The organism is Streptomyces sp. EDA2-14, from assembly GCF_054963755.1.
Genome location: NZ_JBUEGE010000010.1, coordinates 168,989 through 191,800, shown reverse-complemented (window position 1 = coordinate 191,800; position 22,812 = coordinate 168,989). Strand labels below are relative to the sequence as shown.

21 protein-coding genes are annotated in these 22,812 nt (G+C 72.3%); 5 read left to right on the top strand and 16 right to left on the bottom strand.

Annotated elements, in window-relative coordinates; all coding sequences use genetic code 11:
* Positions 1-20: 20 nt before the first annotated feature.
* From ACY34M_RS24165 to ACY34M_RS24145, 5 genes are all read right to left on the bottom strand, one after another.
* On the bottom strand, positions 21-737 hold the full coding sequence (locus ACY34M_RS24165; protein ID WP_462720215.1) for an MIP family channel protein: 717 nt from the start codon (positions 735-737) through the stop codon (positions 21-23).
* 147 nt (positions 738-884) lie between these two features.
* Positions 885-1,445 (bottom strand): TetR/AcrR family transcriptional regulator, encoded by a 561-nt coding sequence (locus ACY34M_RS24160; protein ID WP_462720127.1) that lies wholly within the window; start codon positions 1,443-1,445, stop codon positions 885-887.
* Positions 1,442-2,950: an MFS transporter gene (locus tag ACY34M_RS24155; RefSeq protein ID WP_462720126.1), complete on the bottom strand. Its 1,509-nt coding sequence runs from the start codon at positions 2,948-2,950 to the stop codon at positions 1,442-1,444. Before ACY34M_RS24155 ends, ACY34M_RS24160 begins: the two co-directional genes overlap by 4 nt.
* Before the next feature lie 59 nt (positions 2,951-3,009).
* Complete coding sequence (locus ACY34M_RS24150) at positions 3,010-4,086, bottom strand: sensor histidine kinase (protein ID WP_462720125.1); 1,077 nt, start codon at positions 4,084-4,086, stop codon at positions 3,010-3,012.
* Complete coding sequence (locus ACY34M_RS24145; protein ID WP_462720124.1) at positions 4,079-4,768, bottom strand: response regulator transcription factor; 690 nt, start codon at positions 4,766-4,768, stop codon at positions 4,079-4,081. Before ACY34M_RS24145 ends, ACY34M_RS24150 begins: the two co-directional genes overlap by 8 nt.
* A gap of 87 nt (positions 4,769-4,855) precedes the next feature.
* Here ACY34M_RS24145 and ACY34M_RS24140 point away from each other — a divergent pair, with 87 nt between their 5' ends.
* Both ACY34M_RS24140 and ACY34M_RS24135 read left to right on the top strand, forming a co-directional pair.
* Positions 4,856-5,488: a M15 family metallopeptidase gene (locus ACY34M_RS24140; RefSeq protein WP_462720123.1), complete on the top strand. Its 633-nt coding sequence runs from the start codon at positions 4,856-4,858 to the stop codon at positions 5,486-5,488.
* A gap of 23 nt (positions 5,489-5,511) precedes the next feature.
* Positions 5,512-6,507, top strand: coding sequence for an endonuclease/exonuclease/phosphatase family protein (locus tag ACY34M_RS24135; RefSeq protein WP_462720214.1), 996 nt, complete (start codon positions 5,512-5,514; stop codon positions 6,505-6,507).
* Positions 6,508-6,636: 129 nt separating this feature from the next.
* Here ACY34M_RS24135 and ACY34M_RS24130 read toward each other — a convergent pair whose 3' ends face one another.
* The 4 genes from ACY34M_RS24130 to ACY34M_RS24115 all read right to left on the bottom strand — a co-directional run bounded on the left by ACY34M_RS24130 (position 6,637) and on the right by ACY34M_RS24115 (position 10,995).
* A complete protein-coding gene (locus tag ACY34M_RS24130; RefSeq protein WP_462720122.1) occupies positions 6,637-7,719 on the bottom strand; it encodes a tartrate dehydrogenase in 1,083 nt (360 codons plus the stop codon).
* A 177-nt stretch (positions 7,720-7,896) separates the two neighbouring features.
* Entirely contained in the window at positions 7,897-8,802 is a 906-nt protein-coding gene (locus tag ACY34M_RS24125) for a LysR family transcriptional regulator (RefSeq protein ID WP_462720121.1), read from the bottom strand.
* Between the two features lie 90 nt (positions 8,803-8,892).
* Complete coding sequence (gene dctA, locus ACY34M_RS24120; RefSeq protein WP_462720120.1) at positions 8,893-10,287, bottom strand: C4-dicarboxylate transporter DctA; 1,395 nt, start codon at positions 10,285-10,287, stop codon at positions 8,893-8,895.
* A 135-nt stretch (positions 10,288-10,422) separates the two neighbouring features.
* Positions 10,423-10,995 carry a helix-turn-helix domain-containing protein gene (locus ACY34M_RS24115; RefSeq protein ID WP_462720119.1) on the bottom strand — a complete coding sequence of 191 codons (573 nt, stop codon included), beginning with the start codon at positions 10,993-10,995 and terminating at the stop codon, positions 10,423-10,425.
* Between the two features lie 132 nt (positions 10,996-11,127).
* On the opposite strand from ACY34M_RS24115, the gene ACY34M_RS24110 reads away from it, so the two are divergent.
* Together ACY34M_RS24110 and ACY34M_RS24105 are read left to right on the top strand one after the other, a co-directional pair.
* Positions 11,128-11,964 carry an EamA family transporter gene (locus tag ACY34M_RS24110; protein WP_462720118.1) on the top strand — a complete coding sequence of 279 codons (837 nt, stop codon included), beginning with the start codon at positions 11,128-11,130 and terminating at the stop codon, positions 11,962-11,964.
* A gap of 51 nt (positions 11,965-12,015) precedes the next feature.
* Positions 12,016-12,717, top strand: coding sequence for a B3/B4 domain-containing protein (locus tag ACY34M_RS24105; RefSeq protein WP_462720117.1), 702 nt, complete (start codon positions 12,016-12,018; stop codon positions 12,715-12,717).
* Here ACY34M_RS24105 and ACY34M_RS24100 read toward each other — a convergent pair.
* The 3 genes from ACY34M_RS24100 to ACY34M_RS24090 are packed head-to-tail and all read right to left on the bottom strand — an operon-like array spanning position 12,705 to position 16,378.
* The gene (locus ACY34M_RS24100; protein WP_462720116.1) at positions 12,705-13,640 is read right to left on the bottom strand and encodes a formylglycine-generating enzyme family protein; all 936 of its coding nucleotides are present in this window, start codon (positions 13,638-13,640) and stop codon (positions 12,705-12,707) included. The two genes, ACY34M_RS24105 and ACY34M_RS24100, sit on opposite strands and share 13 nt — an antisense overlap.
* Positions 13,640-15,115, bottom strand: a complete 1,476-nt coding sequence (locus tag ACY34M_RS24095) for a sulfatase-like hydrolase/transferase (protein WP_462720213.1) — start codon at positions 15,113-15,115, stop codon at positions 13,640-13,642. Before ACY34M_RS24095 ends, ACY34M_RS24100 begins: the two co-directional genes overlap by 1 nt.
* 60 nt (positions 15,116-15,175) lie before the next feature.
* Positions 15,176-16,378, bottom strand: coding sequence for an ROK family protein (locus ACY34M_RS24090; protein WP_462720115.1), 1,203 nt, complete (start codon positions 16,376-16,378; stop codon positions 15,176-15,178).
* Between the two features lie 136 nt (positions 16,379-16,514).
* On the opposite strand from ACY34M_RS24090, the gene ACY34M_RS24085 reads away from it, so the two are divergent.
* Positions 16,515-17,897: a sugar porter family MFS transporter gene (locus tag ACY34M_RS24085; RefSeq protein ID WP_462720114.1), complete on the top strand. Its 1,383-nt coding sequence runs from the start codon at positions 16,515-16,517 to the stop codon at positions 17,895-17,897.
* Between the two features lie 4 nt (positions 17,898-17,901).
* On the opposite strand, the gene ACY34M_RS24080 is transcribed toward ACY34M_RS24085, so the two are convergent.
* From ACY34M_RS24080 to ACY34M_RS24065, 4 genes are all read right to left on the bottom strand, one after another.
* Positions 17,902-19,083, bottom strand: a complete 1,182-nt coding sequence (locus ACY34M_RS24080; RefSeq protein WP_462720113.1) for a damage-control phosphatase ARMT1 family protein — start codon at positions 19,081-19,083, stop codon at positions 17,902-17,904.
* Positions 19,084-19,122: 39 nt separating this feature from the next.
* Complete coding sequence (locus tag ACY34M_RS24075; protein WP_462720212.1) at positions 19,123-20,079, bottom strand: LacI family DNA-binding transcriptional regulator; 957 nt, start codon at positions 20,077-20,079, stop codon at positions 19,123-19,125.
* A gap of 125 nt (positions 20,080-20,204) precedes the next feature.
* Complete coding sequence (locus ACY34M_RS24070) at positions 20,205-21,116, bottom strand: ROK family protein (RefSeq protein ID WP_462720112.1); 912 nt, start codon at positions 21,114-21,116, stop codon at positions 20,205-20,207.
* Entirely contained in the window at positions 21,113-22,792 is a 1,680-nt protein-coding gene (locus tag ACY34M_RS24065; protein WP_462720111.1) for a class I mannose-6-phosphate isomerase, read from the bottom strand. The genes ACY34M_RS24070 and ACY34M_RS24065 overlap by 4 nt, the downstream gene beginning before the upstream one ends.
* Positions 22,793-22,812: the final 20 nt, after the last annotated feature.

Here is a 22,812-nt window from a genome sequence, read left to right as displayed (position 1 = left end):
TCGCTGGTCCGCTGGTCCACTCAGGCCGCGGACGCCTCGTCGGCGATGGTGCGCTCCTCGCCCGCGGGGTGGGTGAGCTGGTGGACGAGGGCCGCGATGACGCCGCCGACCAGGGGCGCCACGATGAACAGCCACAACTGGGAGAGCGCGTCGCCGCCGGCGAAGATCGCCGGGCCGAGGCTGCGCGCCGGGTTGACGGAGGTGCCGGTGAGCGGGATGCCGACGAGGTGGATCACGGCGAGGACGATGCCGATGGGCAGGCCGTCGAAGCCGACCACGGCCACCCGGTGGGTCACGGCGAGCACCACGAACACAAGAAGGAACGTCAGTACGACCTCGGCGAGGAACGCGCCGCCGACGTTGATGTGCACGTCGGAGCGGTCGCCGTAGCCGTTGGAGCCGAAGGCGCCGCTGGTCTTGAGGCCGGGCACCTGCTTGGCGAGCAGGAACAGCAGGGCCGCGCCGACGATGCCGCCGACGAACTGGGCGATCCAGTAGCGGACCGCGGTCGCGACGTCGATGCGGCGGGCGCACAGCATGCCCAGCGTCACGGCCGGGTTGACGTGGCAGCCCGAGATCGGGCCGAGGGCGTAGGCCAGGGCGAGCAGCGTGAAGCCGAACGCGAGGGCGATGCCGAGGGTGCCGATGAACTGGGCTCCCAGGACCGCGGATCCGACGGCGAAGAACACCAGCAGCAACGTGCCGAGAAACTCCGAAATGACAGCGCGCGTCTGCATCTCCTGCGTTTCCTGCATCTCCACCACCTCGAACCTAGAAACGTAGCGTCACTTACTTGTGAGGCTCACGTGTCCGGGCCGTCGGCGCAGAGCGAGGCGGTTTGAATACCGCCGTTCGGGTGACAGGTGCTGTTCGGGGCGGGCGGGTCAGTCCTCGCCCCATGCCTGAAGGAGTATGTCGACGACTTCGTCGAGGTCGGCGTCGGCCAGGTCGTCGAAGGCGTCGGAGTGGCGGGCGAGCAGCACTCCGGCGACCGAGGCGACCAGGACGTCGGCGCGCAGTCCGGGACGGTCGCGACCCTCGCGGGTGAAGCGGGCGCGCAGCGGTTCGACGAGCCGGGCCTGGAGGGCGGCGCGGGCGGCGTCCTGCGCGGCCTGGTCGCTGGAGGGCTGCACGGCGACGCGCAGCAGCGGCACGGGTCCGCGCCGCTCCGCGCGCTCGGCGACCTCGCGCAGCCGGGGTCCGGTGAGCAGGTCGTCCGGGACGCTGTCGCCGTGTTCGGCGCGCAGTACCGCCACGTACAGCAGGGCCTTGCTGCCGAAGTAGCGGGAGATGAGGGCGGCGTCGACCCCGGCCCGTTCGCCGATCTCGCGGATGGTGGTGCGGTCGTAGCCGCGCTCGGAGAACAGTTCGGTGGCCGCCCGCAGCAGCGCCTCGCGGCTGCGGGCGCTGCTCCGGCGGCGGTCGGGGGCGGCCTCGGCGGTCATGCGCGGCTCGGCTCGGTGCGTGCCTCGGCGGCGGCGCCGGCCGCGACGACGGAGGGGCGCGGGCGGACGCCGACGCGGGTGAGGACCACGGCGATGACGGCGGTGACGAGGAAGGCGGCGCAGCCGACGAGACCCGCGGTGCGGTAGCCGTCGTTGGTGGGGAGCGCGGCGCCGGGGGCGGTGGAGGCCTGGAGCACGACGGCGCTGAGCGCGCTGCCCGTCGAGTAACCGATGTACTTCACGACCTGGTTGAAACTCATCGCGCTGCCGGTCTCCGCCGCGGGCACGCCGCCGACGATGAGTCCGGGCGTGACGGCGAAGGTGACGCCCACGCCGAGGCCGGCGAGCGCCATCATCGTGCCGATGCCCCACAGGCTGGAACGGGCGAGCAGGAAGCAGACGAGCGAGGCGAGCGAGAGCAGGCAGCCGAGCGGCAGCATGCGGGCGGGCGTCGCGGCCCGGCCCATGGCCCGCACCAGACGCCCGGTGACCAGGCTGGCCGCGGAGAACGGCACGAGCAGCAGGCCGGTGACGACGACGGAGGCGCCGAATCCGTAGCCGCTGCTGTCGGGGGTCTGGACGTAGCGGGTCACCAGGGAGATCAGCAGGTAGGTGCCGACGCCGCCGACCATGGTGGTCAGGTTGGCGACGAGGACGCCGCGGTCCTTGACGAGCCGGACGCGGACGAGGGGGTGCGTGGAGCGCAGCGAGTGCGCGATCCAGCCGCCGAGCAGCACCACCGCCGCGACCGCGAGGGCCAGCAGGGGCGCGGAGAGCCAGCCCCAGCGCTCCCCTTCGGCGAGCGCGAGGAGCAGCGCGGCCATGCCTCCGGCGAGGAGGAGCGCGCCGGGCACGTCCATCGGCGTGCTCGGCCGGTGCGGGGGCTTGGGGACGACGACGAGGGTGGCGAGGAACGCGGCGGCGGCCGTGGCGAGCGCGAACCAGAATCCGGCGTACATGCCGAGGTACTCCGCGAAGAGCCCCGTGATCGGGTAGCCGAGGCCGATGCCCGCGGCGGTGGTCAGCGACAGTGTGGTGACCGCGCCGCGCGCCTTCTCCGGCGGCAGCGCGTCGCGCGCGGTCGCGATGGCCAGCGGTACGAGTCCCATGCCGACGCCCTGCAGCGCCCGGCCCACCAGGAGGCAGGCGAACCCGACGGGCAGCGCCGCGAGCAGGCTGCCGACGAACACGGCGGCGAGGCCGCCGAGGATGACGCGCTTGCGGTGCGGACCGTCACCGAGCCGCCCCATGACGGGGGTTGCGATGGCGCCGACCAGCATGGTGACCGTCAATGCCCACTGCGCGGTGGAGACGGCGACGTGGTCCTCCGCGGCGATGGTCGGGATCAGCGGCGCGCCGAGGCTGCTGACGACGGCGACGAGCATCCCGAGGCTGACCAGGACCGGTACGAGGGCGCGCGGGTGGCGGAGCGGGGCGGGGGTCGAAGCGGGCGTCGGTATGGAGGGCTGCAAGGTCTTCCCGTTCATGTCATCAAGCGATGTCATCGCATGATGACACGGTGCCCTGGCCTTCTCTGCCTTCAGGGCGTCTTCGGTGGCCGACCTCACATACCGGCTGCGGGGAGTTCCACGGTGACGCGGAGGCCGCCGGAGGGGCGCGGGGTGAGGCCGAGGGTGCCGTCGTGGGCGCGGGTGATGGACTGGACGATGGCCAGGCCGAGGCCGACGCCCGCGTGGTCGGCGCGGATGCGTTCGGTGCCGCGCTGGAAGGGTTCGGTGAGGGTGGCCACCAGCTCAGGGGTCAGTGGTTCGCCCGTGTTCTCCACGGTGAGCAGCACCGCGCCGGGGCGCACGCCGGTGGTGACCCGCACGGTGCCCGCCCCGGGCAGATTGTGGACGATCGCGTTGTGCACGAGGTTCGTGGCCAGTTGCAGCAGGAGCGCCCGCGACCCGGTCGCATGGGCGATGTCCCCGTCGGCTTCGAGGGTGACGCCGCGCTTCTCCGCCAGCGGGAGCAGCGTTTCGATGGCCTCCTCCACCACGAGGGAGAGGTCGACGTCCTCGCGGGTGAAGGCGCGCCGCTCGGCGCGGCTGAGCAGGAGCAGCGCCTCGGTGAGGTCGATCGCGCGGGTGTTGACGGCGCTGAGCCGGTCGATGAGCTCGCCGGTGTCGCGGTGCGGATCGGCGCGGGCCACGTCGAGGAGCGACTTCGAGACGGCGAGCGGGGTGCGCAGCTCGTGGGAGGCGTTGGCGGCGAAGCGCCGCTGTTCGGCCACGTGTGCCTCCAGCTCCGTGAGCATCGCGTCGAAGGCGTCGGCGAGTTCCCGGAACTCGTCGCTGCGGCCCCTCATGCGGATGCGGTGGGAGAACGAGCCGCCCGCGGCCGCGCGCGTGGCGTCGGTGATGCGGTTCAGGGGCGCGAGCATGCGTCCGGCGAGGAACCATCCGCCGATGAGCCCGAACACCAGCAGGCAGCCCATGACGACGGCCGCGTTCGACGCGAAGTCGAGTGCGAGCTGTCTGCGGACCAGCAGTCCGTCGATGCCTGCTGTGACGTCGGGCAGGTCCTTCAGCAGGAAGAACCAGACCGCCGCGAGCATCAGGACTCCGGCGAGCATGAGGAATCCGGCGTAGCTGAGGGTCAGTTTGAGCCGGACGCTGACCCCGCGTGCCCTATCCACGCCCCGCTCCCCCGGCCTGCGGCTGCGCCTCGATGCGGTAGCCGACGCCCGGCACGGTGGCGATGATCCAGGGTTCCCCGAGCCGCTTGCGCAGCGCGGACACGGTGATGCGGACGGCGTTGGTGAACGGGTCGGCGTGCACGTCCCACGCGCGCTCCAGGAGTTCCTCGGCGCTCACGACACCGCCCTCGGCGGCCACCAGGACCTCCAGCACGGCGAACTGCTTCCTGGTCAGTGCGACGAACCGGCCGTCCCGGTAGACCTCCCTGCGGAACGGGTCGAGGCGCAGTCCCGCGATCTCCCGCACGGGCGGCCGGCTGTGGGCGCGCCTGCGGTCGAGCGCGCGGAGCCTGAGCACGAGTTCCTGGAGCTCGAACGGCTTGGTGAGGTAGTCGTCCGCGCCGAGTTCGAAGCCCGAGGCCTTGTCGTCGATGCGGTCGGCCGCGGTCAGCATGAGGATCGGCATGCCGCTGCCGGAGGCGACGATGCGTCTCGCGATCTCGTCGCCGGAGGGTCCGGGGATGTCGCGGTCGAGGACGGCGATGTCGTACGTGTTCACGCTCAGCAGGTCCCGGGCGGTGTGGCCGTCGCCCGCGATGTCGGCGGCGATCGCCTCCAGGCGAAGACCGTCGCGCACGGCCTCCGCCAGATACCGCTCGTCCTCAACAATCAGCACACGCATGGTCTTCACGCTACGAGTCGCCGCGTATCGTCGGCATATCGAAATGCGCAGACGTTGTGGCAACATCGCGCTGCCTTGACTGGCGGCATGACGCGCATCCCAACGGCCCGCCCAAAGCCCTGGCTTCCTCTCATCATCGGCCTCGTCGTCCTCGCGGCGGTGCTCGCGACCGTCCTCGGCCTGCGCTCGCCCGAGCCCTCGTCGGCCTCGCCGCCGAAGAAGGCTCCCCCGACGCCCTCGCCCATGGGCTCGAAGCACGACGCCGTGGGCGAGGCCGACGGGGTGGTCAGCGACGGCGTGACGGTCTTCGACGACACGACCCCGGCCGTCACCAGGCTCCGCCCCGACTTGCTGGGGGCCTTGCGCCGGGCGGCGACGGACGCCTCCGACGACGGAGTCACGTTCCACGTCAACAGCGGCTGGCGCTCCTCCGCGTACCAGAACCGACTGCTCGGCGAGGCGGTCTCCACGTACGGCTCGCGGGCCGAGGCCGCCCGGTGGGTGGCGAGCGCCGACACCTCGCCGCACGTGTCCGGCGACGCGGTCGACCTCGGGCGTTCCGAGGCGACGACGTGGCTCTCCGAACACGGCGCCGCGTACGGGCTCTGCCAGATCTACGGCAATGAGCCCTGGCACTACGAACTGCGTCCCGAGGCCGTCGATCGCGGCTGCCCGGCGCAGTACGCCAATCCCACCGAGGACCCGAGGATGCGGAAGTGACCGACAGCACGCGCGTACGGACGATGCGGTCGCTCCGCGCCCTCTCCCGGCCCGGCCCCTGGAGGCGCGGCCGGGTGCTCGCGGCCCTGGCGGTGCTGCTCGGGCTGCTTCTGCTGCTGCACGCGCGGATCCCCGACCGCGGGGGTCTTGGCAGTCTGGTGGACACCTTCCTGCCCTGGTTCGGCCTCTGCGTGCCGGTGCTGCTCGTCGCGGCGCTGTGGCGGCGGTCCGCCTCCGCCGTGGTGGCGGTGCTGCTGCCGGCCGCGGTGTGGACGGGCCTGTTCGGCGGGGTGCTCGCCGACAAGGCGCAGGCCGACGCCGGCGACCTCACCGTCGTCAGCCACAACGTCGGCGCCGCCAACCGCGATCCGGCGGGCACGGCCCGCGAACTGGCGGCCACGGGCGCCGACGTGCTCGCGCTCGAAGAGATCACGGCGCAGGCCCGGGGCACGTACGAGAAGGAGCTGGCCAGGGAGTATCCGCACCACGCGGTGCGGGGCACGGTCGGGCTGTGGAGCAGGCTGCCGCTGTCGGACGTCGAGGCGGTCGACACCAGGATCGATGTCGGGCCGCTGGGGGCCGCCAAGTCCGCGGCCGAGAAGGAGGGGTACGCCCGGGCGCTGCGTGCCACGGTCACCGCGGAGCGGGGCCCGGTGGCGGTGTACGTGGCCCACCTCGGTTCCGTACGTGTCACGCCCCGCACCGGTTTCGGGACGGGCGGCCGGGACCGGAACGCGCGGGCGCTCGCGGAGGCGATCGCCGCCGAGGACTACGAGCGGGTGGTGCTGCTCGGCGATCTCAACGGCTCGACGGACGACCGCGCCTTCGACGGCCTCACGCGGCAGCTGCGCTCGGCCCAGGAGGAGGCGGGCGACGGCTTCGGCTTCAGCTATCCGGCGGACTTCCCCGTGGTGCGGATCGACCAGATCCTGGTCCGGGGCGTCACGGCGGACAGCTCCCGGGTACTGCCGGCGACCGGCAGCGACCACCGGCCGGTGGCGGCCGGGATCAGCTGGTAGCAGACGGCGAGTGCCGGGCCCCGCGAGGTGCGGGGCCCGGCACGTGGGTGGCCGCTTCGGAGCGGCCGTCCCGGCCTGTCGGCGCGACCCGAGGACCGGCCGGGACGATCGTGTGTCGCCGTCCGGGGGTCAGTTGCCCAGCGCGTCGATCAGCGCCTTGGTGACGTCCTCGGTGGTGGCGGTGCCGCCGACGTCGCGAGTGAGGGTCCCGGCCCCGGTGACCGTCTCGATCGCCTTGTTGAGACGGGCCGCCTGGTCGGGCAGGCCGAAGTGCTCCAGCATCAGCGCGGCGCTGCCGACCGCGCCGATCGGATTGGCCAGGCCCTGTCCGGCGATGTCGGGCGCGGAGCCGTGCACCGGTTCGAACATGCTCGGGAAGCGCCGCTCCGGGTTGAGGTTGGCGCTGGCCGCGAGACCGAGACTGCCGGCGAGTGCGCTGCCGAGGTCGGAGAGGATGTCGGCGTTCAGGTTGGAGGCCACGACCACCGACAGGTCCTCCGGCTTGAGCACGAACTTCGCCGACATCGCGTCGACGAGCACGCTCTCGGTCTCCACGTCCGGGTACTCGGCGGCCACCCGCTTGAACACGTCGTCCCACAGCACCATGCCGTACTGCTGGGCGTTGGACTTGGTGACCGAGGAGACCTTGCGGCGCGTGCGGGTGCGGGCGAGGTCGAAGGCGAAGCGGATGATGCGCTCGCAGCCCACCTCGGTGAACAGGGAGGACTGGACGGCCACTTCGCCGCCGGGACCGCGCCCGGAGAGGTTCCGGCCGCCGAGCCCCGCGTACTCGCCCTCGCTGTTCTCGCGGACGACGACCCAGTCGAGCTCGGTGTCGTCGGCCTTGCGCAGCGGGCTGAGCACGCCGGGCAGGAAGTGCACGGGTCGGACGTTGGCCCACTGGTCGAAGTTCTGGCAGATCTTCAGGCGCAGGCCCCACAGGCTGACCTCGTCGGGGACGCTGGGCCAGCCGACCGCGCCGAAGTAGATGGCGTCGAAGTCCTTGAGCTGCTCCAGGCCGTTGTCGGCCATCATCTTGCCGGTGCGGGCGTAGTAGTCGCAGCCCCAGTCGAACTCCTGCCAGTCGAAGGCGAAGCTTCCGTCGGAGGCGTCGGCGAGGGCGTCGAGGACGGCGCGCCCCGCCGCCACGACCTCGGTGCCGACGCCGTCGGCGGGGATGGCGGCGATGCGGAAGGTGCGGGGCTCGGACACGAAGGCCTCCAGGAGTACGGGAAACGCCCGTGGCCAAGGGGGTACTCAAGAGCGCCTGGCCGGGCGGCGGTTGGTGTGTTCCCGAGTCAACAGGCCGGTGCGCGCAGCGTCCAAGACATGCTTCCGATGCGACACATAGGCACGGCTGATGGGTGCCGTGGCCGGGTGGCGTGTGCGTTACGTCGACGGGGTCCGGGCCCTGCGCTCCGCCAGCGAGCGGGTCAGCTCCAGGAAGGCGTGTGCGCCGGGTGTCAGATGCGCGGGGAGGCTGATCATCGCGACGTGCAGGTGTGCGGTCGGGACGAGCGAGGCGACGGCGAGTCCGCAGCGGCGGGCGAGCCGGGTCCAGGCGGCGGGCAGCACGGCGACGCCGACGCCGGTGAGCACCAGCGGGAGGATGGACGTGCGGTGGTCGACGACGGCGACGATCTCGGTGTCGCCGCTGCGGGCCGTGATGTCGTCGACGATGCCGCGCATGAGGCTGCCGGTCCGGGAGGCGATCAGCTTGTGCCCTGCGAGGTCCTGCGGGTGCAGCACGGCGCCGTCGGCGAAGGGCCCGTCGGCCGCGCCGACGACGACGAACGGCTGCTCCTCCACCGGCAGTACGTCGATTCCGGGCGCGGTCACCGGTTTGTCGGCGCCGAGCAGCCCCAGCTCGCAGGCGCCGCTGCGGACCAGTTCGACGGTCTCCTCGGGGGTGAAGGCGGCGCGGGTGCTGATGGTGACGTCCGGGTGGAGCTGGGCGAAGCGGTGGATCAGCGTGGTCATGGGCTCGATGCCGGGGGACGGCATGGTGGCCACTTCCACGGTGCCGCTGCCGAGTCCGGTGAGGGCGGCGGCCCGTTCGCGTACGGCGGCCAGGTCGCGCAGGACGCGGCGGCTCGGCTCCACCAGCTCGGCGCCCGCCTCGCTCAGGACGACGCCGCGGCCCATCCGGTGGAAGAGGGAGACCCCGAGGTCCGCCTCCAGGTTGGCCATCGCCTGCGACAACGACGGCTGCGCCACGTGGAGCGCGGCGGCGGCCCTGCTGAAGCCGCCGTGCTCCACGATGGCGAGAAAGTACTGCAGTTGCCGCGCGTCCATCCTGCCTCCTCCACCTGCTGCCACAAGGGCAACCTATCGACAGGTCGACATGGCGCCTCGGCGGGGAGGGGCAGGCCGGGCGGCCCGGGCTCAGGCGGGCGGGGCGGGCGCCGGCACGGGCTGGTGCACGGGCACCGGCGCCGCCTCGGCCGGGGGCGTCGCGGGCAGGGCGTCGACCTTCTCCCCCGCCAGGACCTTGCGCGCCCGCTCCAGGTCCACCGCGTTCTCCCAGCGGGCGACGACGAGGGTGGCGACGGCGTTTCCGCAGAAGTTGACCAGGGCCCGGCACTCGGACATGAACTTGTCGATGCCGAAGATCAGCATGATGCCCGCGGCGGGCACGTGTCCGACGGTCGACAGGGTCGCGGTCAGCGCGATGAACCCGCCGCCCGCGACGCCGGCCGCCCCCTTGGACGTCAGCAGCATGACGGCCAGCAGGCCGAGTTGCTGGCCGAGGGAGAGCGTGGTGTCGGTGGCCTGGGCGATGTAGAGCGTGGCGAGGGACAGGTAGATCGCGGCGCCGTCGAGGTTGAAGCTGTAGCCGGTCGGCACGACCAGGCCGACCGTCGGCCGGTCGACGCCCATGAACTGGAGCTTGCGCATCAGCCCCGGCAGCGCGGGCTCGGCCGTCGAGGTGCCGAGGACGAGGAGCAGTTCCTCCTTGAAGTGGCGCAGCAGTTGGAAGAGGTTGAGCTTCACGTACAGCGACAGCACGGCGCCGAGGACCACGACGACGAACACGATGGACGTCACGTAGAACAGCAGGATCAGCGAGCCGAGGCTGGCCAGGGTGGACAGGCCGAACTTGCCGATCGCGAAGGCCATCGCGCCGAACGCGCCCACCGGGGCCGCCTTCATCACGAACGACAGGACCTTGAAGACGACTTCGGTGAGCCGGTTGACGGACGCGATGATCGGCTCGCCGACCGGGCCGACCATCTTGAGGGCGATCCCGAAGATCACGGCGAGGAAGATGACCTGGAGGATGTCACCTTCGACGAACGCACCGAAGAAACTGTCGGGGACCAGGTGAGTGAGGAACTCCCACCAGTGCTGGGCCTCGCCCTGTTGTACGTACTGGCTCGCCTCGCCGGAGGCGTGCAGTCCGCCGACGTCCGCGTGCACGCCCTCGCCGAGCGGGAACAGGTTGATGGCGAGGAGCCCGAAGCCGAGCGCGACAATCGTGCCGACCTGGAAGTAGACGAGCGCCTTGACGCCCGTGCGGCCCACCTTCTTGAGGTCGGCCACGCCCGCGATGCCGCCGATGACGGTCAGGAAGACGATCGGGCCGATCAGCATCTTCATCGCCGTGACGAAGGTCGTGCCGACCGGTTCCATCGCCGTGCCCAGGTCGGGCCACCGCCAGCCGAGCAGGATGCCGACGACGATCGCCGCCAGCACCTGCACATAGAGCTGCCGGTACCACGGCTTTGCCTTCACCGGGGTGGTGGTGGCGCCTGTGGCGTCGTCCGGGGCATGCGTCATTGCAACCTCCATCCGGGCACGGCCGGGTGCTGCGGCACCGGGCCCGTCCGGCGCCGCCCCAACTACCGCGTCAGTGAAGCGGTTTGCGTGCGCGGAGGTCCACGACCAAAAATCGATGCCCCGGATAGGTGGCGCCTATGACCCCGGCGGCAGTTGCACCGTCATGATCAGTTGGCAGGTCCCGTCCCCCGCACCCCGGTAGGTGTGTGCGCAGTCCCCGTCGAAGGTGGCGGTCTGGCCGGCCGACACGGGGTGTTCGGTGCCGTCGACGACGAGGGTCATTCGGCCACTGATGACACTCACCGTCTCGATGACGCCGGCCTGGTGGGGATGGCTGGGGTACTCCTCGCCCGGTTCGAGGCGCCAGCGCCACACCTCGACCGGGGCCGGTCCTGCGGTCGTCAGCATGAGCCGGGCCTCGCCACCGCGCTCCCCCGCCCACAGCGGCATGACCTCGTCCGAGGACACCACGCGCACCCGTCCTTCGGCCGGGCCCTCCATCAGGGCCGACACTGAGACACCGAGGGTGTCGGCGAGCCGGACCAGGGTGGCGAAGTTCGGATTGCCCTGCGCCTTCTCCAGGCCGACCAGGGCACCCTTGCTGACCTTGGCGCGGCGGCCGAGCTCGTCCAGGGAGAGGCCCGCCCGCGAGCGAGCCGTCCTGACGTTGTGCGCGAGCGTGCGCAGGGCTGCCTCTGTCTCGGTCACCTGACCACCTTCCGCTTCACCACCGACCGGCCAGTGGAATGTACCGCGCGGTCGTTCGGTTGACACATCACGGTCGGTTCATTGTACGGTTTGGTCGTTCCACTGAAGCGCAAGGATGGCAAGGAAAGTCTCGTGATCGCTCTGCTGCTGGCCCTGAGCAGCTCACTCGCCTACGGGTGCGCCGACTTCCTCGGCGGCCTCGGCGCCCGCAAGGCCCATGTGCTGCGCACCGTGATGGTGGCGGCGCCCGCCAGCCTCGCGGTCGAGCTGCTGCTGTGGCCGTTCCTCGGCGCCTCGTTCGGTTCCGCCGCCGTCGCCTGGGGTGCGGCCTCCGGTGTCGCGTCGGCCGCCGCGTTCGCGCTGCTCTACAAGACCCTCGCGATCGGCCCGATGAACGTGCTGTCGCCCGTGACGGCGCTGGTGTCCGCCGCGCTGCCGGTCGCCGTCGGCCTGCTCCAGGGCGAGCACCTCGCCCTGGCGGGGATCATCGGGCTGCCGCTCGCGCTCGTCGCCGTGGTCCTGGTCAGCGCCGGGCACGGCGCGGGCGCGGCCCGCCCCTCGCGCACGGCGCTGCTGCTCGCCCTCGGGGCGGGCGCGGCCATCGCGCTGCAACTGGTCTGCCTGCACCAGGCGCCGTCGGACAGTGGCGTGGCGCCACTGATCGTCGGCAGGGCGGTCTCGTCGGCCGTCACGCTGGGCGCGGCCGGACTGCTGTACCGGCGGCTCGGGGCGGAGAAGCCCGCATACGGGATCTCGGCGACCGCGGGCGTGCTCGACTCGCTCGCGAACCTGCTGTTCCTGCTCGCCGCACGCAGCGGCGACCTGACCGTCGTCGCCGTGATCACCGCGCTGTACCCGGCCGGTACCGTGCTGCTCGCGCGCGGTGTGCTCGCGGAGCGCATCCACCGGGGGCAACTGGTGGGCCTCGGCACCGCCGCCGTGGCCGTCAGCCTGCTCGCCCTCACCTGAACACCCTCCTCCCCCGAACACCCCTCGCCCACCCGGATACGGAGTCGTCCGATGCCCGCCTTCCACCTCACCCCCGCCGTCGCCGACGCCTTCCCCGACACCCTCGTCGCCGTCGTCACGGCCACCGGCCTGCGCGGACGCGAGCCCTGGCCGGAAACCGGCACGGCGCTCGACGAACTGGAGCAGGAGCTGGCCGACGGTTCCTGGCAGCCCGCCGACGAGAGCGATCCCCGGATCGAGGCGTGGCACACCGCGTACCGCTCCTTCGGCACCAACCCGCGCCGCATCCGCCCCAGCGTCGACGCTCTGGGACGGCGCCTGGCCAAGAAGGGGTCGCTGCCGCGCATCAACCCGGCGGTCGACACCTACAACGTCGTCTCGGTGCGCCACGGCCTCCCCGCCGGCGCCTTCGATCTCGACCGGGTGACCGGCGACGTGGTGGAGATCCGCTACGCCGAGGGCACCGAGGAGTTCACGCCGCTCGGCGAGCCCGACACGGTCGAGCACCCCAAGCCCGGCGAGGTGATCTACACCGACTCCACCGGCGTACTGACCCGGCACTGGAACCACCGCGACGCGCACCGCACCTGTGTCACCGAGGACTCGACCCGGGTCGCGTTCCTGATGGAGACCGTGCGCGCGGACCGCGACGGGCACCTGCTGAAGGCGGCGGCCGAGGAACTGCGTGACCTGCTCGCCGCGCACGCCGAGCAGGTCACGGTGGAGTACGTCTCCGGGGCTCAGGCCGAGTAGGCCACCCGGAACCCGGTGTTGCCCGAGGTGCTGTCCGCCGTGTTGGAAGTGCGGGCGGCGACACGGTAGCGGTTGCAGTACGAGTGGTGGCAGAGGTACGAGCCGCCGCGCATGACGCGGATGTTCGGGTCGCCGCCCTGCTGCCACGGATCGGCGTTCCACTCCCACACATTGCCCGCGACGTTGTACAGGCCGTGGCCGTTGGGCCGGAAGGCGTGCACGGGGGCCGTGCCCGCGTAGCCGTCCTCCTCGGTGTTCTTGGTGGGGAAGGTGCCCTGCCAGATGTTGCACATGTGCTCGCCGCCGGGCGTGAGCTCGTCGCCCCAGGCGTAGCGGGCCTGGTCGAGGCCGCCGCGCGCTGCGTACTCCCATTCGGCTTCGGTGGGCAGCCGGCCGCCCGCCCACTGCGCGAAGGCGACGGCGTCGGACCAGCCGACGTGGGTGACCGGGTGGTCCCAGCGGCCTTCGAGATCGCTGCCGGGGCCCTCCGGTGTGCGCCAGGTGGCGCCCTCGACGCCGCACCACCACGGGGTGGCGTCGGGGCGCGGCGAGATCTTGCGCAGGTGACCGGGGAGGAACTTCGCGAAGACGTAGCTCCAGCCGAAGCGTTCGGCCTCGGTGCGGTGCCCGGTCTCCTCGACGAACGCGGCGAAACGCGCGGTGGTGACGGTGTACGCGTCGATGGCGAACGCCTTCACGCGCACCTCGCGCACCGGACCCTCCGCGTCACCGGGGTTCGCTTCGGCGTCCTCGCTGCCCATCCGGAAGGTGCCACCGGGCAGCTCGACACGGGTGTCGTGGGCGGCAGGTTCGTCGCGGGGTGCGAGCGCGACGACGACCGGCCCCGGGTCCGTGGCCCGCGGGGCCCCTTCGCGGGAGGGCGCGCAGCAGGACGCGACCGGACCGGGCGTGCGGCCGCTCATCAGGCCACGCCTTCCGATTCGAACGCGGAGAGCGTCGTGTCGTAGTCGGTCGGGACGTCGTACATCGGCGTCATCCAGTGGTAGAAGTTGTCGCCGCGGTCGCGCAGCAGGTGGTACAGGCGGTGCATCAACCGCGTGCGCACCTCGTGCAGTTCCGGGTGCTCGTACCGGTTCTGCAGCTCGTCCGGGTCGGCCTCGAGGTCGTACAGCTCGTTGTGGGACTCGGGGTTCACGACCAGCTTGTAGCGGCGGGTGCGCAGCATGCGCTGAGGGTACGGGAAGTGGTGGCCGTGGTACTCGGCGAGGTGGTGCTCGTCCCACTCGGGCCGCTCGCCGCGGGCCAGCGGCAGCAGGCTGCGGCTGTCGACGGCCGGAGCGGTGTCGGCACCGGCCAGCTCCAGGATGGTCGCCGTGTAGTCGGTGAGGGAGACGAACTCGTCGCGGACCTGCCCTCCCACGCCGCCGGGGACGCGGAGCAGTCCGGGGATCCGGTAGATGTCCTCGTACATGGCGGGGCCCTTGTCGTGCAGCCGGTGGGCGCCGGTGAACTCGCCGTGGTCGGCGGTGAAGCAGACGGCGGTCCGCTCGTCGAGCCCGAGGTCGCGCACGGCCTGCATGATGCGGCCGATCTGCTCGTCGATGAGCGTGACATAGCCCCAGTAGGCGGCTATCAGCTTGCGGCTGTCCTCCAGCGGCATGGTGTCGAAGGCCCACAGCCGGCTGTAGTTGCTCTGTACCGGCGGCTTGTTCGCGAACGTCTCGGCCATGGACGCGGGCAGTTCGACGAGCTCCGGGTCGTACATGTCGAAGTACTCGTTCGGCAGGATGTACGGCAGGTGCGGGCCGAAGAAGTGGGTGGCGAGGAAGAACGGATTGCCCTCGCCGCCGCGCTCGTCCTCGGCGAACCGGCGGAGCATCTCGATGGTGCGGGTCGCGAGGTAGTACTCGAAGGTGGCCTCGACGGGCTGGTGGAGGCGGGCCGCGAGCAGGTTGCCGGGGCTGCCGTTGGGGGTGGTGCCGCGCATCCGGTCGCTGATCGCGTACTCGGGCAGGCCCCGCTCCTTGAGGTAGGCGAGGTAGTCGGGGTGGTCGACCGGGTTGTGCCAGCCCTCCAGGTTCGGGCCCTCGAAGCCGTAGTCGGCGGCGGTGCGCTGGACGCCGCCGTGCCACTTGCCCATCAGGCCGAGGTTGTAGCCGTCGCCCTTGAGCTGCTCGGCGAAGGTGAACTGACCGTCGGAGAGGTCTTCCAGGTAGCCCACGTTGCGCTCGTAGTTGGCGAGCAGCTTGTGCCGGAAGGGGGCCGCGCCGGTGAGCAGGCTGGCGCGGGCCGGGGTGCAGATGGCGGTGGGGGTGTAGCAGCTGTCGAAGCGGGTGCCCTCGGCGGCGATCCGGTCGAGGTTCGGGGTGCGCACGTGCGGGTTGCCGTAGGCACCGAGGGTGTCGACCCGGTGCTGGTCGGTCATGAGGAAGAGCATGTTGTGGCGCACGGCGGTGCCTTTCGGATCGTACGAGGGGGGTTCGGCAAGGGACAGGTACTACGAGGCGTGCGTGGCGGTCCCGCCCGCGGACTCCGCGTCGGATGCCGGGGCGGCCGCCGCGTCCGGTGTCGCGTACCCCGCGAGCAGCGGTGACTCGTGGAAGACGAGGGCGAGCGCGCCGAGGGCGCCGGAGCGCTCGCCGAGCGCGGCCGGTACGAGTTCCACGTCGCGGTGGACGCGGGTGGCGGTGTAGCGGCGGAAGGCGGCCTCGACGGATCCGAGGAAGTCGGGGCCGAGCTCCGCCACTTCGCCGCCGAGGACGATGCGGCGCGGGTTGGCGGTGCTGGAGGCGGCGGCGAGGGCGCGGCCGACGGCGAGGGCCGCGCGCTCGACCGCGGCGCGCTCGGTCTCCTCGCCTGCCGCGAAGGCCTCGGTGAACCGGCCCCAGCTGCGCCGCCCGGCCGCCCGCAGCAGCGCGGGCACGGCGGCGACCTGCTCCAGGCAGCCGTGGCCGCCGCACCAGCAGCGCGCCCCGTCGACGTCGACGCTGATGTGTCCCAGCTCGCCCGCCGCGCCCTGCGCACCCCGGAACAGCAGTCCACCGGCGACGAGCCCGCCGCCGATGCCGTACGAGAGCGTGAGGTGCAGGGCGTCGCCCGCGCCGCGGGCCGCACCCCAGATCGCTTCGCCGAGCGCGGCGAGCCGCGTGTTGTTGTCGGCGAGGACCGGCACGTCGAGGGCCTCGGCGACCGCGTCGGCGACGGTCCGCCGTCGCTCCGTGGTGTCTCCGGGCCCCGGTGTGCCGATACCGACACCACCGAGTCCGGCAAGGTCGATGCGTTCGCGCGCGGCGAGGTTGCGCAGCAGCTCAAGGGCGGCGCCCGCCTGTTCGTGGTCCGGGGAACGCTGCGCCTGGTGAGTGCCCGCGAAGGCGGTGACCTCGTGCGCGGCGTTGGCGATCGCGACCGTGATGCGCTCGCGGCCGACCTCGATGCCGACCGCCTGGGCGGAGCGCGGGTTCAGCGTGAGCCGGTGCACCGGGCGGCCACGGCCGGAGGGCGGGCCCGCGGGCTCCTCGGTGACGACACCGTCGGTGAGCAACTGCCCGACGATTCCGGAGAGCGTGGTCCGAGAGAGCCCCGTGGCGGTGGCCACATCGGCCCTGCTGCTGGGGCCCTGCCTGCGCAGCACCTGGAGGACCCGCTCCACGTTCCCGTACCGCAACTGGCGGAGCACGGTGGGGTTCTTGACCACTGCCATGGGTCGGATACTCCCCCGCGGTCGGTATTTTCGTCAAGACTCCCGACAGAAATCAAAAGTGCTGGTCCGAACCCCCTTGATTTTCGTCGGAGTGTTGACGCTAATGATGCGGAGCCGACCAGCAAGGGAGCTCGTCATGCCTGCCGCCACCAGGGCCTCGGTGTCCGACGCACCGAGCGCGGACGTCCGATCGCGCCGCACGCTTCTGCTCTACCTGTGCGGCGCCTTCGGCGGTCTGCTGTCCGGGTACGACATGGGGATCGTCGCGGGTGCCCAGCTGTTCCTCACCCGCGACCTGGGCCTGAGCGCCTGGATGCAGGGCGCGTTCGTCAGCTCGCTGATGATCGGCGCGATCGCCGGCTGCTTCGCGGCGGGGCCCGCCACCGACCGCTGGGGGCGCCGCCCGGTCATGCTCGGCACAGCCGTGGTGTTCGGCCTGGGAGCGCTCGGCATGGCAGTGGCCACCGGGCCCTGGATCCTCATCGCGTTCCGGGTCGTCACGGGCGTCGCCGTCGGCCTCTCCTCGTCCGTGATCCCCAGCTATCTCTCCGAGCTGGCGCCGACCCGCATCCGCGGCCGGGTGTCCACGCTCAACCAGATGATGATCGCGGTCGGCATCTTCGTCTCGTACCTGATCTCCTACCTGCTCTCCGACGCGGGCGCCTGGCGCTGGATGCTCGGGCTCGCACTCGTCCCGGCCGCCGTGCTGTTCGCCGGGATGTGGACACAGCCGGAGACCCCGCGCTGGCTCGTCGCGCACGGCCGCGAGGACGAGGCCCGCTCGGTGCTGCTGCGGCTGCACACCGAGGAGGAGACCGAGACCGAGCTCGCGGACATCCGGGCCGCCGCGCACGGCGGGCGGGAGCGCAAGGGCCGCCTGGCCGAGCTGTTCGCCGACCGCCGGGTGCGGCGCGGGCTCCGGATCGCCGTCGCGATGGCGGTGATCCAGCAGATCATCGGCTCCAACACGATCGTCTTCTACGCGCCGACGATCCTGAAGGCGGCCGGTTTCGGCGATTCCGCGGCGCTCCTGAACAGCGTCGGCCTCGGCATCCTCTCCATCGTCACGACGTTCGTGACGGGACGTCTTGTCGACCGGGTGGGCCGCAAGCCGCTGCTCCTCACCGGGCTGGTCCTGATGATCGTCAGCATGAGCACGCTGTGCGCGGTGTTCTCGCTCGGCCTGCTGCACCAGACGCTCGGTCAGGTCGCCGCCGTCGCGAGCCTCGCCGTCTTCAAGGTGGCGTACTCGCTGAGCTGGGCGCCGCTGCTGTGGGTGATGCTTCCGGAGCTGTTCCCGCTGCGGGTGCGCAGCGTCGGCGTGAGTGTCGGCTCGGGCACGAACTGGGCCGCCAACTTCGTCGTCTCGCTGGTCTTCCCCGTGCTGCTCACGGCCGGGGCGGGCGTCGCCTTCGCGCTGTTCGCGGGGATCTGCGTCCTCGCCTTCGCGTTCACGGCGGCGTTCATCCGCGAGACGGCCGGTCGGTCCCTCGAGACGCTGGAGCGCGCGGCGGCCTGAGGCGTCACATCCTGGCCTGTACGAGCGCGTGGGCGCCGCTGACCCGCCACTTCTGGTGCGGTTCGGCGGCGTCCAGCGCGTTCAGGACGGAGGGCTCGAGGCCCGTGATCACGTCGCACTTCAGGGTGCGCAGCGCGACCACGGGAGTCGGCCAGTACGCGGTGCGCTCGGCGAACGACGTGGTGGGCTCCCACAGCCGGTCCCCCACCAGGCGCCGGTAGTTGAGGTCGCCCTTGAGCACGGTGAGCGTCGTGGCGGCGAACTCGGCGCGCAGATCGTCCGGCATGTCGGTGTACGGCAGCGGGGCGCAGGAGAAGGGGTGGGCGCGGACCACGATCCGCCCGTCCCCCAGTGCCGCCCAGATCCGCCCACCGGCCTCGCCTGCCGCGCCGCCCGCGCGGGTCAGCCGCCGCACACAGTCGACGACGTCGGCGGTCATGGCATCGGACACGTAGTACGGGTACGGCTTGACCTGCACGATCACGCGTGCGGCGCGCCCGCCGGCCAGCAGGTGGTCGACGAGCAGCAGGTCGGCGAGGAGTTCCCGCCCGGCGTTGTCCGCGACGAGGCTGATCGTGGCGCCGCCGCCCTGCGGCAGGGCGGTCCAGAACGCCTCGGAGTCGTCGGCGACGAGCCGCGTGTCGGCGCCGGGTTCGTCGCCGTCGGCGGTGACACGGAAGCCGAGGTCGGCGCGGTTGCCCCAGAGCGAACCGAGGAGCAGTCCGCGCTCCTGCTCCGCCACGGACACCGGGGCAAGCCGGTCGACGGCGCCCAGCTCGGCGTCGGTCTCGGGTGTGTCGAGCTCGGCCTGCTTGAACGGCCGGAAGGGGTCGACCCCCTGCCAGGCTCCGTCTCCTTCACCGAAGTACCCGACCGCGCCGAGAAGTTGTCGGTAGAAGTAGCTCTCCGCCCACAGGAACGGCGCGTCGAACCACGACCTTCCGAACCACTCGCTCCCCCACGCGTCCCACCGCTCACGGTCGTGCGCCCCGTCGCCGAGCGGCTCGATGACACCGTCCGCGGTGTTCCGCAGCAGCGCGTCCAGGGCGCGGTGCTGCTCGGGTCCGTACGGGAACGCGGCCCGCACCTTCTCGATGAGCGCGGGGTGCCGCTCGGCGAGCACGCTGCGGGCGAAGGAGCCGGGGGTGTTGCCATGGATGACGGGGGCGGTCGGGGTGTCGGGCATCGGCGGCGGGCTCCTCCGGGGTGGGGCGGGCCTTCGACCCTAGCCGTAGTGGACGAGGGTCGTGGGCACCACGGCGCGCCGCGCGGCAGCGGGGGCGCCGACCGACCCGCCCGCGGCCGGACGCTCGCCGAGTCGCGAGACGAGCAGTCGCCCCGCCTCCTTGCCGAGTTCGTCGCTGTCGTACGCCGCGATGGTCAGCGGCAGGCCGAGGAGGTCGGCGAGTTCGAAGTCGTCGAACCCCGCGAGCGCGGTGGCGGCGCCGGCCGCGCGGATGGCGCGGTAGGCGCCGATGGTGTTGCGGTTGTTGGAGCAGAACAGCGCGGTCGGGGGCTCGGGAAAAGCCAGCAGGTCGGCCGCGGCCCGCGCCGCCTCCGCCGTCTGCTGTGGTCCGAGGCGTACGTACCGGGGTGCGTGCTCGATGCCCGCTTCGGTGAGCGCGTCGGTGAAGCCGCGCAGACGTTCCGCGCCGGTGTACACGGCCGGCGGTGAGCCGAGGAAGCCGATGCGGCGGTGTCCCGCGTCGATCAGTCGCCGGGTGACGGCCAGGGCCCCGCCGTGGTCGTCGACGAGCACGCAGTCGGCGTCGAAGCCGTTCGGAGGGCGGCTCGCGACGACGACGGGCACGCCGTCGGCCGCGGCGGCGGCGAGGTGGCGCTGGTCGCCGTCGGCGGGCACGACGATGATGCCGTCTACTCGGCGGGCGACCAGGTCCTCGACGAGGCCGCGTTCGCTGTCGAGGTCGTGCCCGGTGTTCCCGATGACCGTCTTCAGGCCGTGCCCGCCGACGACGGCGTCCACGCCGAGGGCGAGCCGGGAGTAGAAGGGGTTGGCGAGGTTGGTGACGACGAGTCCGACGAGGCCGGTGCCGCTGCCCAGTCGCAGGCTGCGCGCCATCTCGTTGCGCCGGTATCCGAGTGCGGCGGCCGCCGCCCGCACCCGCTCCGCGGTCGCGGGCAGCACCTTGGGGTCGTCGCGCAGAACGCGCGAGACCGTCATGGCGCTCACGCGCGCCCGCTGTGCGACGTCCCACACCGTGGCGTGCGGGTCCTTGGCGGCGCCGGCCCCGGACTTGCCCAACGTCTCCCCCTCGCCGGTGGTGCTCGCCTCCACCCCGGCCCTTGTCAGCTCATGCTCCTGGCGGCGACCGCGCTCGCGGCGCCCAGCAGCGCCGCGTCACCGGCGAGCGCGGCGGGGCGCATCGCACGAGTATGCCGCGTGGGCGGCGGCCCGCTCACCTCGGTCACGTCAGGTGGCCAGCCGCACGTGGCGAGTCCGCGGTGCAGCGCCGGTGCGACCAGGTCCCAGGAGCCGGCCATGGAGCCCCCGACGACGAGGCCCGTTGCCCCGAAGGCGACGAGGCGCGGGCCGAGGACGGCACCGAGCGTTCCGAACGCCCCGTCCAGAACCCGACGTGCGTGCCGCTCCCCGGCGCGCGCCCGCTCGGCGATGTCGCGCACGTCGGCGCCCGGGTCGCCGTACCTGGCCATCAGGGCGCGGCGGGACACGGCGTCCTCCAGAGGGGCCCCGTCGACGGTGGTCAGGTCCATACGGCCCTCGGGCGGAACTCCGGGGCCCTGGTCGAGGATCCGGCCGTCGGCGAGGAAGGCGGAGCCGACGCCCGTGCCGAGGGTGATGCCCACGACGCGGGTGTGTCCGCGGCCTGCACCTGCCGAGCACTCCCCCAGCAGGAAGGCGTGCGCGTCGTTGAGGAAGACGATGTCACCGGGCCGCCGCGCCAATCGGTCGAGCAGCTCGGCCCGCACGTCCACCCCGTACAACGCCTCGAACTTCCCGACGTGCGCGAAGAGTCCGACGCCCCGCGCGTAGTCGAAGGGCCCGGGCACGGCCATCCCCCACATCGCCCCCGAGGGAGTGTCGAGTGCGTCGGCGCAGGCGCGCACCGCGCCGAGGATGTCCTCGGCGCGGCCGTGCGGGTCGAGGGGTCGGTGCGTGCGCCGCGCGACCCTGCCGGAGACCGGGTCGACGAGGCCGGCGGTGACATGGGTGCCGCCGACCTCGATGACCGGGATCACCGGACGAGCGCCTTCACGACGCGCACCGGTCCTCCGTCGGCCGCGCGCAGCCGGTACCGGCCGACGGCCGCGGGCACGGTCAGGGTCTCCGCACAGGCCAGTTCGTGGGTGTCACCGGACTCGGTGTGCAGGGTCACGCCGTCGCCGTCCACCACGTTGAGCACGTGGAAGCGTCCGGCGGTGTCGTCGTCCGCCTCGGCGCCCGCCTCCAGCACGAACCTCCGCACTTCGTAGAACATCTCGTCGAGCGCGCCGATGACCTCCTCGCGCCAGCCGGCTCCCTCGCGCAACGTGCGCGGTGACTGCACGAGGTCGCGGGCCACGGCATCGCCGCGCCGCACGGTCTCCAGGTTGGCGAAACCGTGTTCGTACGGCAGGGGGCGCGGGTTCCCGTCGGCGTCGGGCCTGAGCCAGTCGTAGAAGCGCAGGCTGTACAGGTACGGGGTGGCGCTGATCTCCAGGACGAGGTTGCCCGCGCCGCTGGCGTGCGGGGTGCCGGCCGGGATGAGGAACAACTGCCCCTGTTCGGCGGGGAAGGCGTGGACGTGGTCCTCGACCTCCATGGGGGTGCCCTGCGTGGCGGCCGCCTCGACCTGCTTGCGAAAGGCGTCGACGTCGGTGTGCTCGCGCAGCCCGAGGAACACCTTGGTGTCGGGGCTGCCGAGCGTCATGTAGTACGTCTCGTGCTGGGTGTAGGACCAGCCGAACCTCTCCCGCATGTACGTCTCTTGGGGGTGGCAGTGCAGCGAGAGGTTGCCGCCGCCAACGGTGTCGAGGTAGTCGAAGCGGATGGGGAACGAGGTACCGAAGCGGGCGTGCCCCTCCTCGCCGAGGACACTGTCCGGCTCCAGCACGCACATGAGCTGGAACGGCACTTCGGCCTGCGCGCCCGGGCCGGTCCCGACGAGAATGCCCGCCTCGGGTGCGATGAGTTCGTAGCCGAGCGCCGTGTTGCGGGCACCGGGATTGAAGCCGAGTTCGCGCTGCGCCCAGTGTCCGCCCCATGGTGTGGAGTTGAAGAAGGGGCGCGTGCGCACGGGCCTGCGGGCGAGTGCCGCGCAGGTCGCGCGCAGGCCGGGTCCGTCGAGCCATGTCGGGCGGCCGGGGTCCTGGAGGTCGAGCCAGCCGTCGAGGCGGGGGGCGAGGGCGTCACGGTGCCGGTCCAGCATGGGCCAGTCGGTGTAGAACAGGCGCCGCGGGTCGGGCTTGTCGTCAGGGAGGCCGAGGTGGGCGCCCCGGGTGCCCGCGACCGTGGCCGCCTCCGCGTGGCGCTTGGGCACGTCGGCGTACCAGAGCAGGTCGTGCTCGACGAGCGCGGCGCCCGGCCCGTACACGACGAGCAGTCCCTCGCCGGGGGCTTCGGGCGTCGGCACCGTGTCGAAGAGGTCGTCGAGCGGGTTCTCGGCGAGCTTGCGGAAGTAGGGGTCGTCCGCGCCGTCGGGATGGCCGACGCGGGCGCGGATCGCGGCGGGTGGTGCGTAGTGTTCGCGTACGTCGAGCAGGGCCACGGGGCGCGCGGCCCCGAGCCCTGCGGCGAGTGCCGCCCAGTCGACGGACGGCGGTCCGTCGACCGCCACTACAGCCCGCCCTGACGGCAGTTGAGCCGCCACCTGCTCCCAGCCGACGGCCAGGACGGCGGCGGGATCGGGGGCGTAACGCGGGTCGTGCCGGTACACAGAGTCTCCTTTACGCAAGG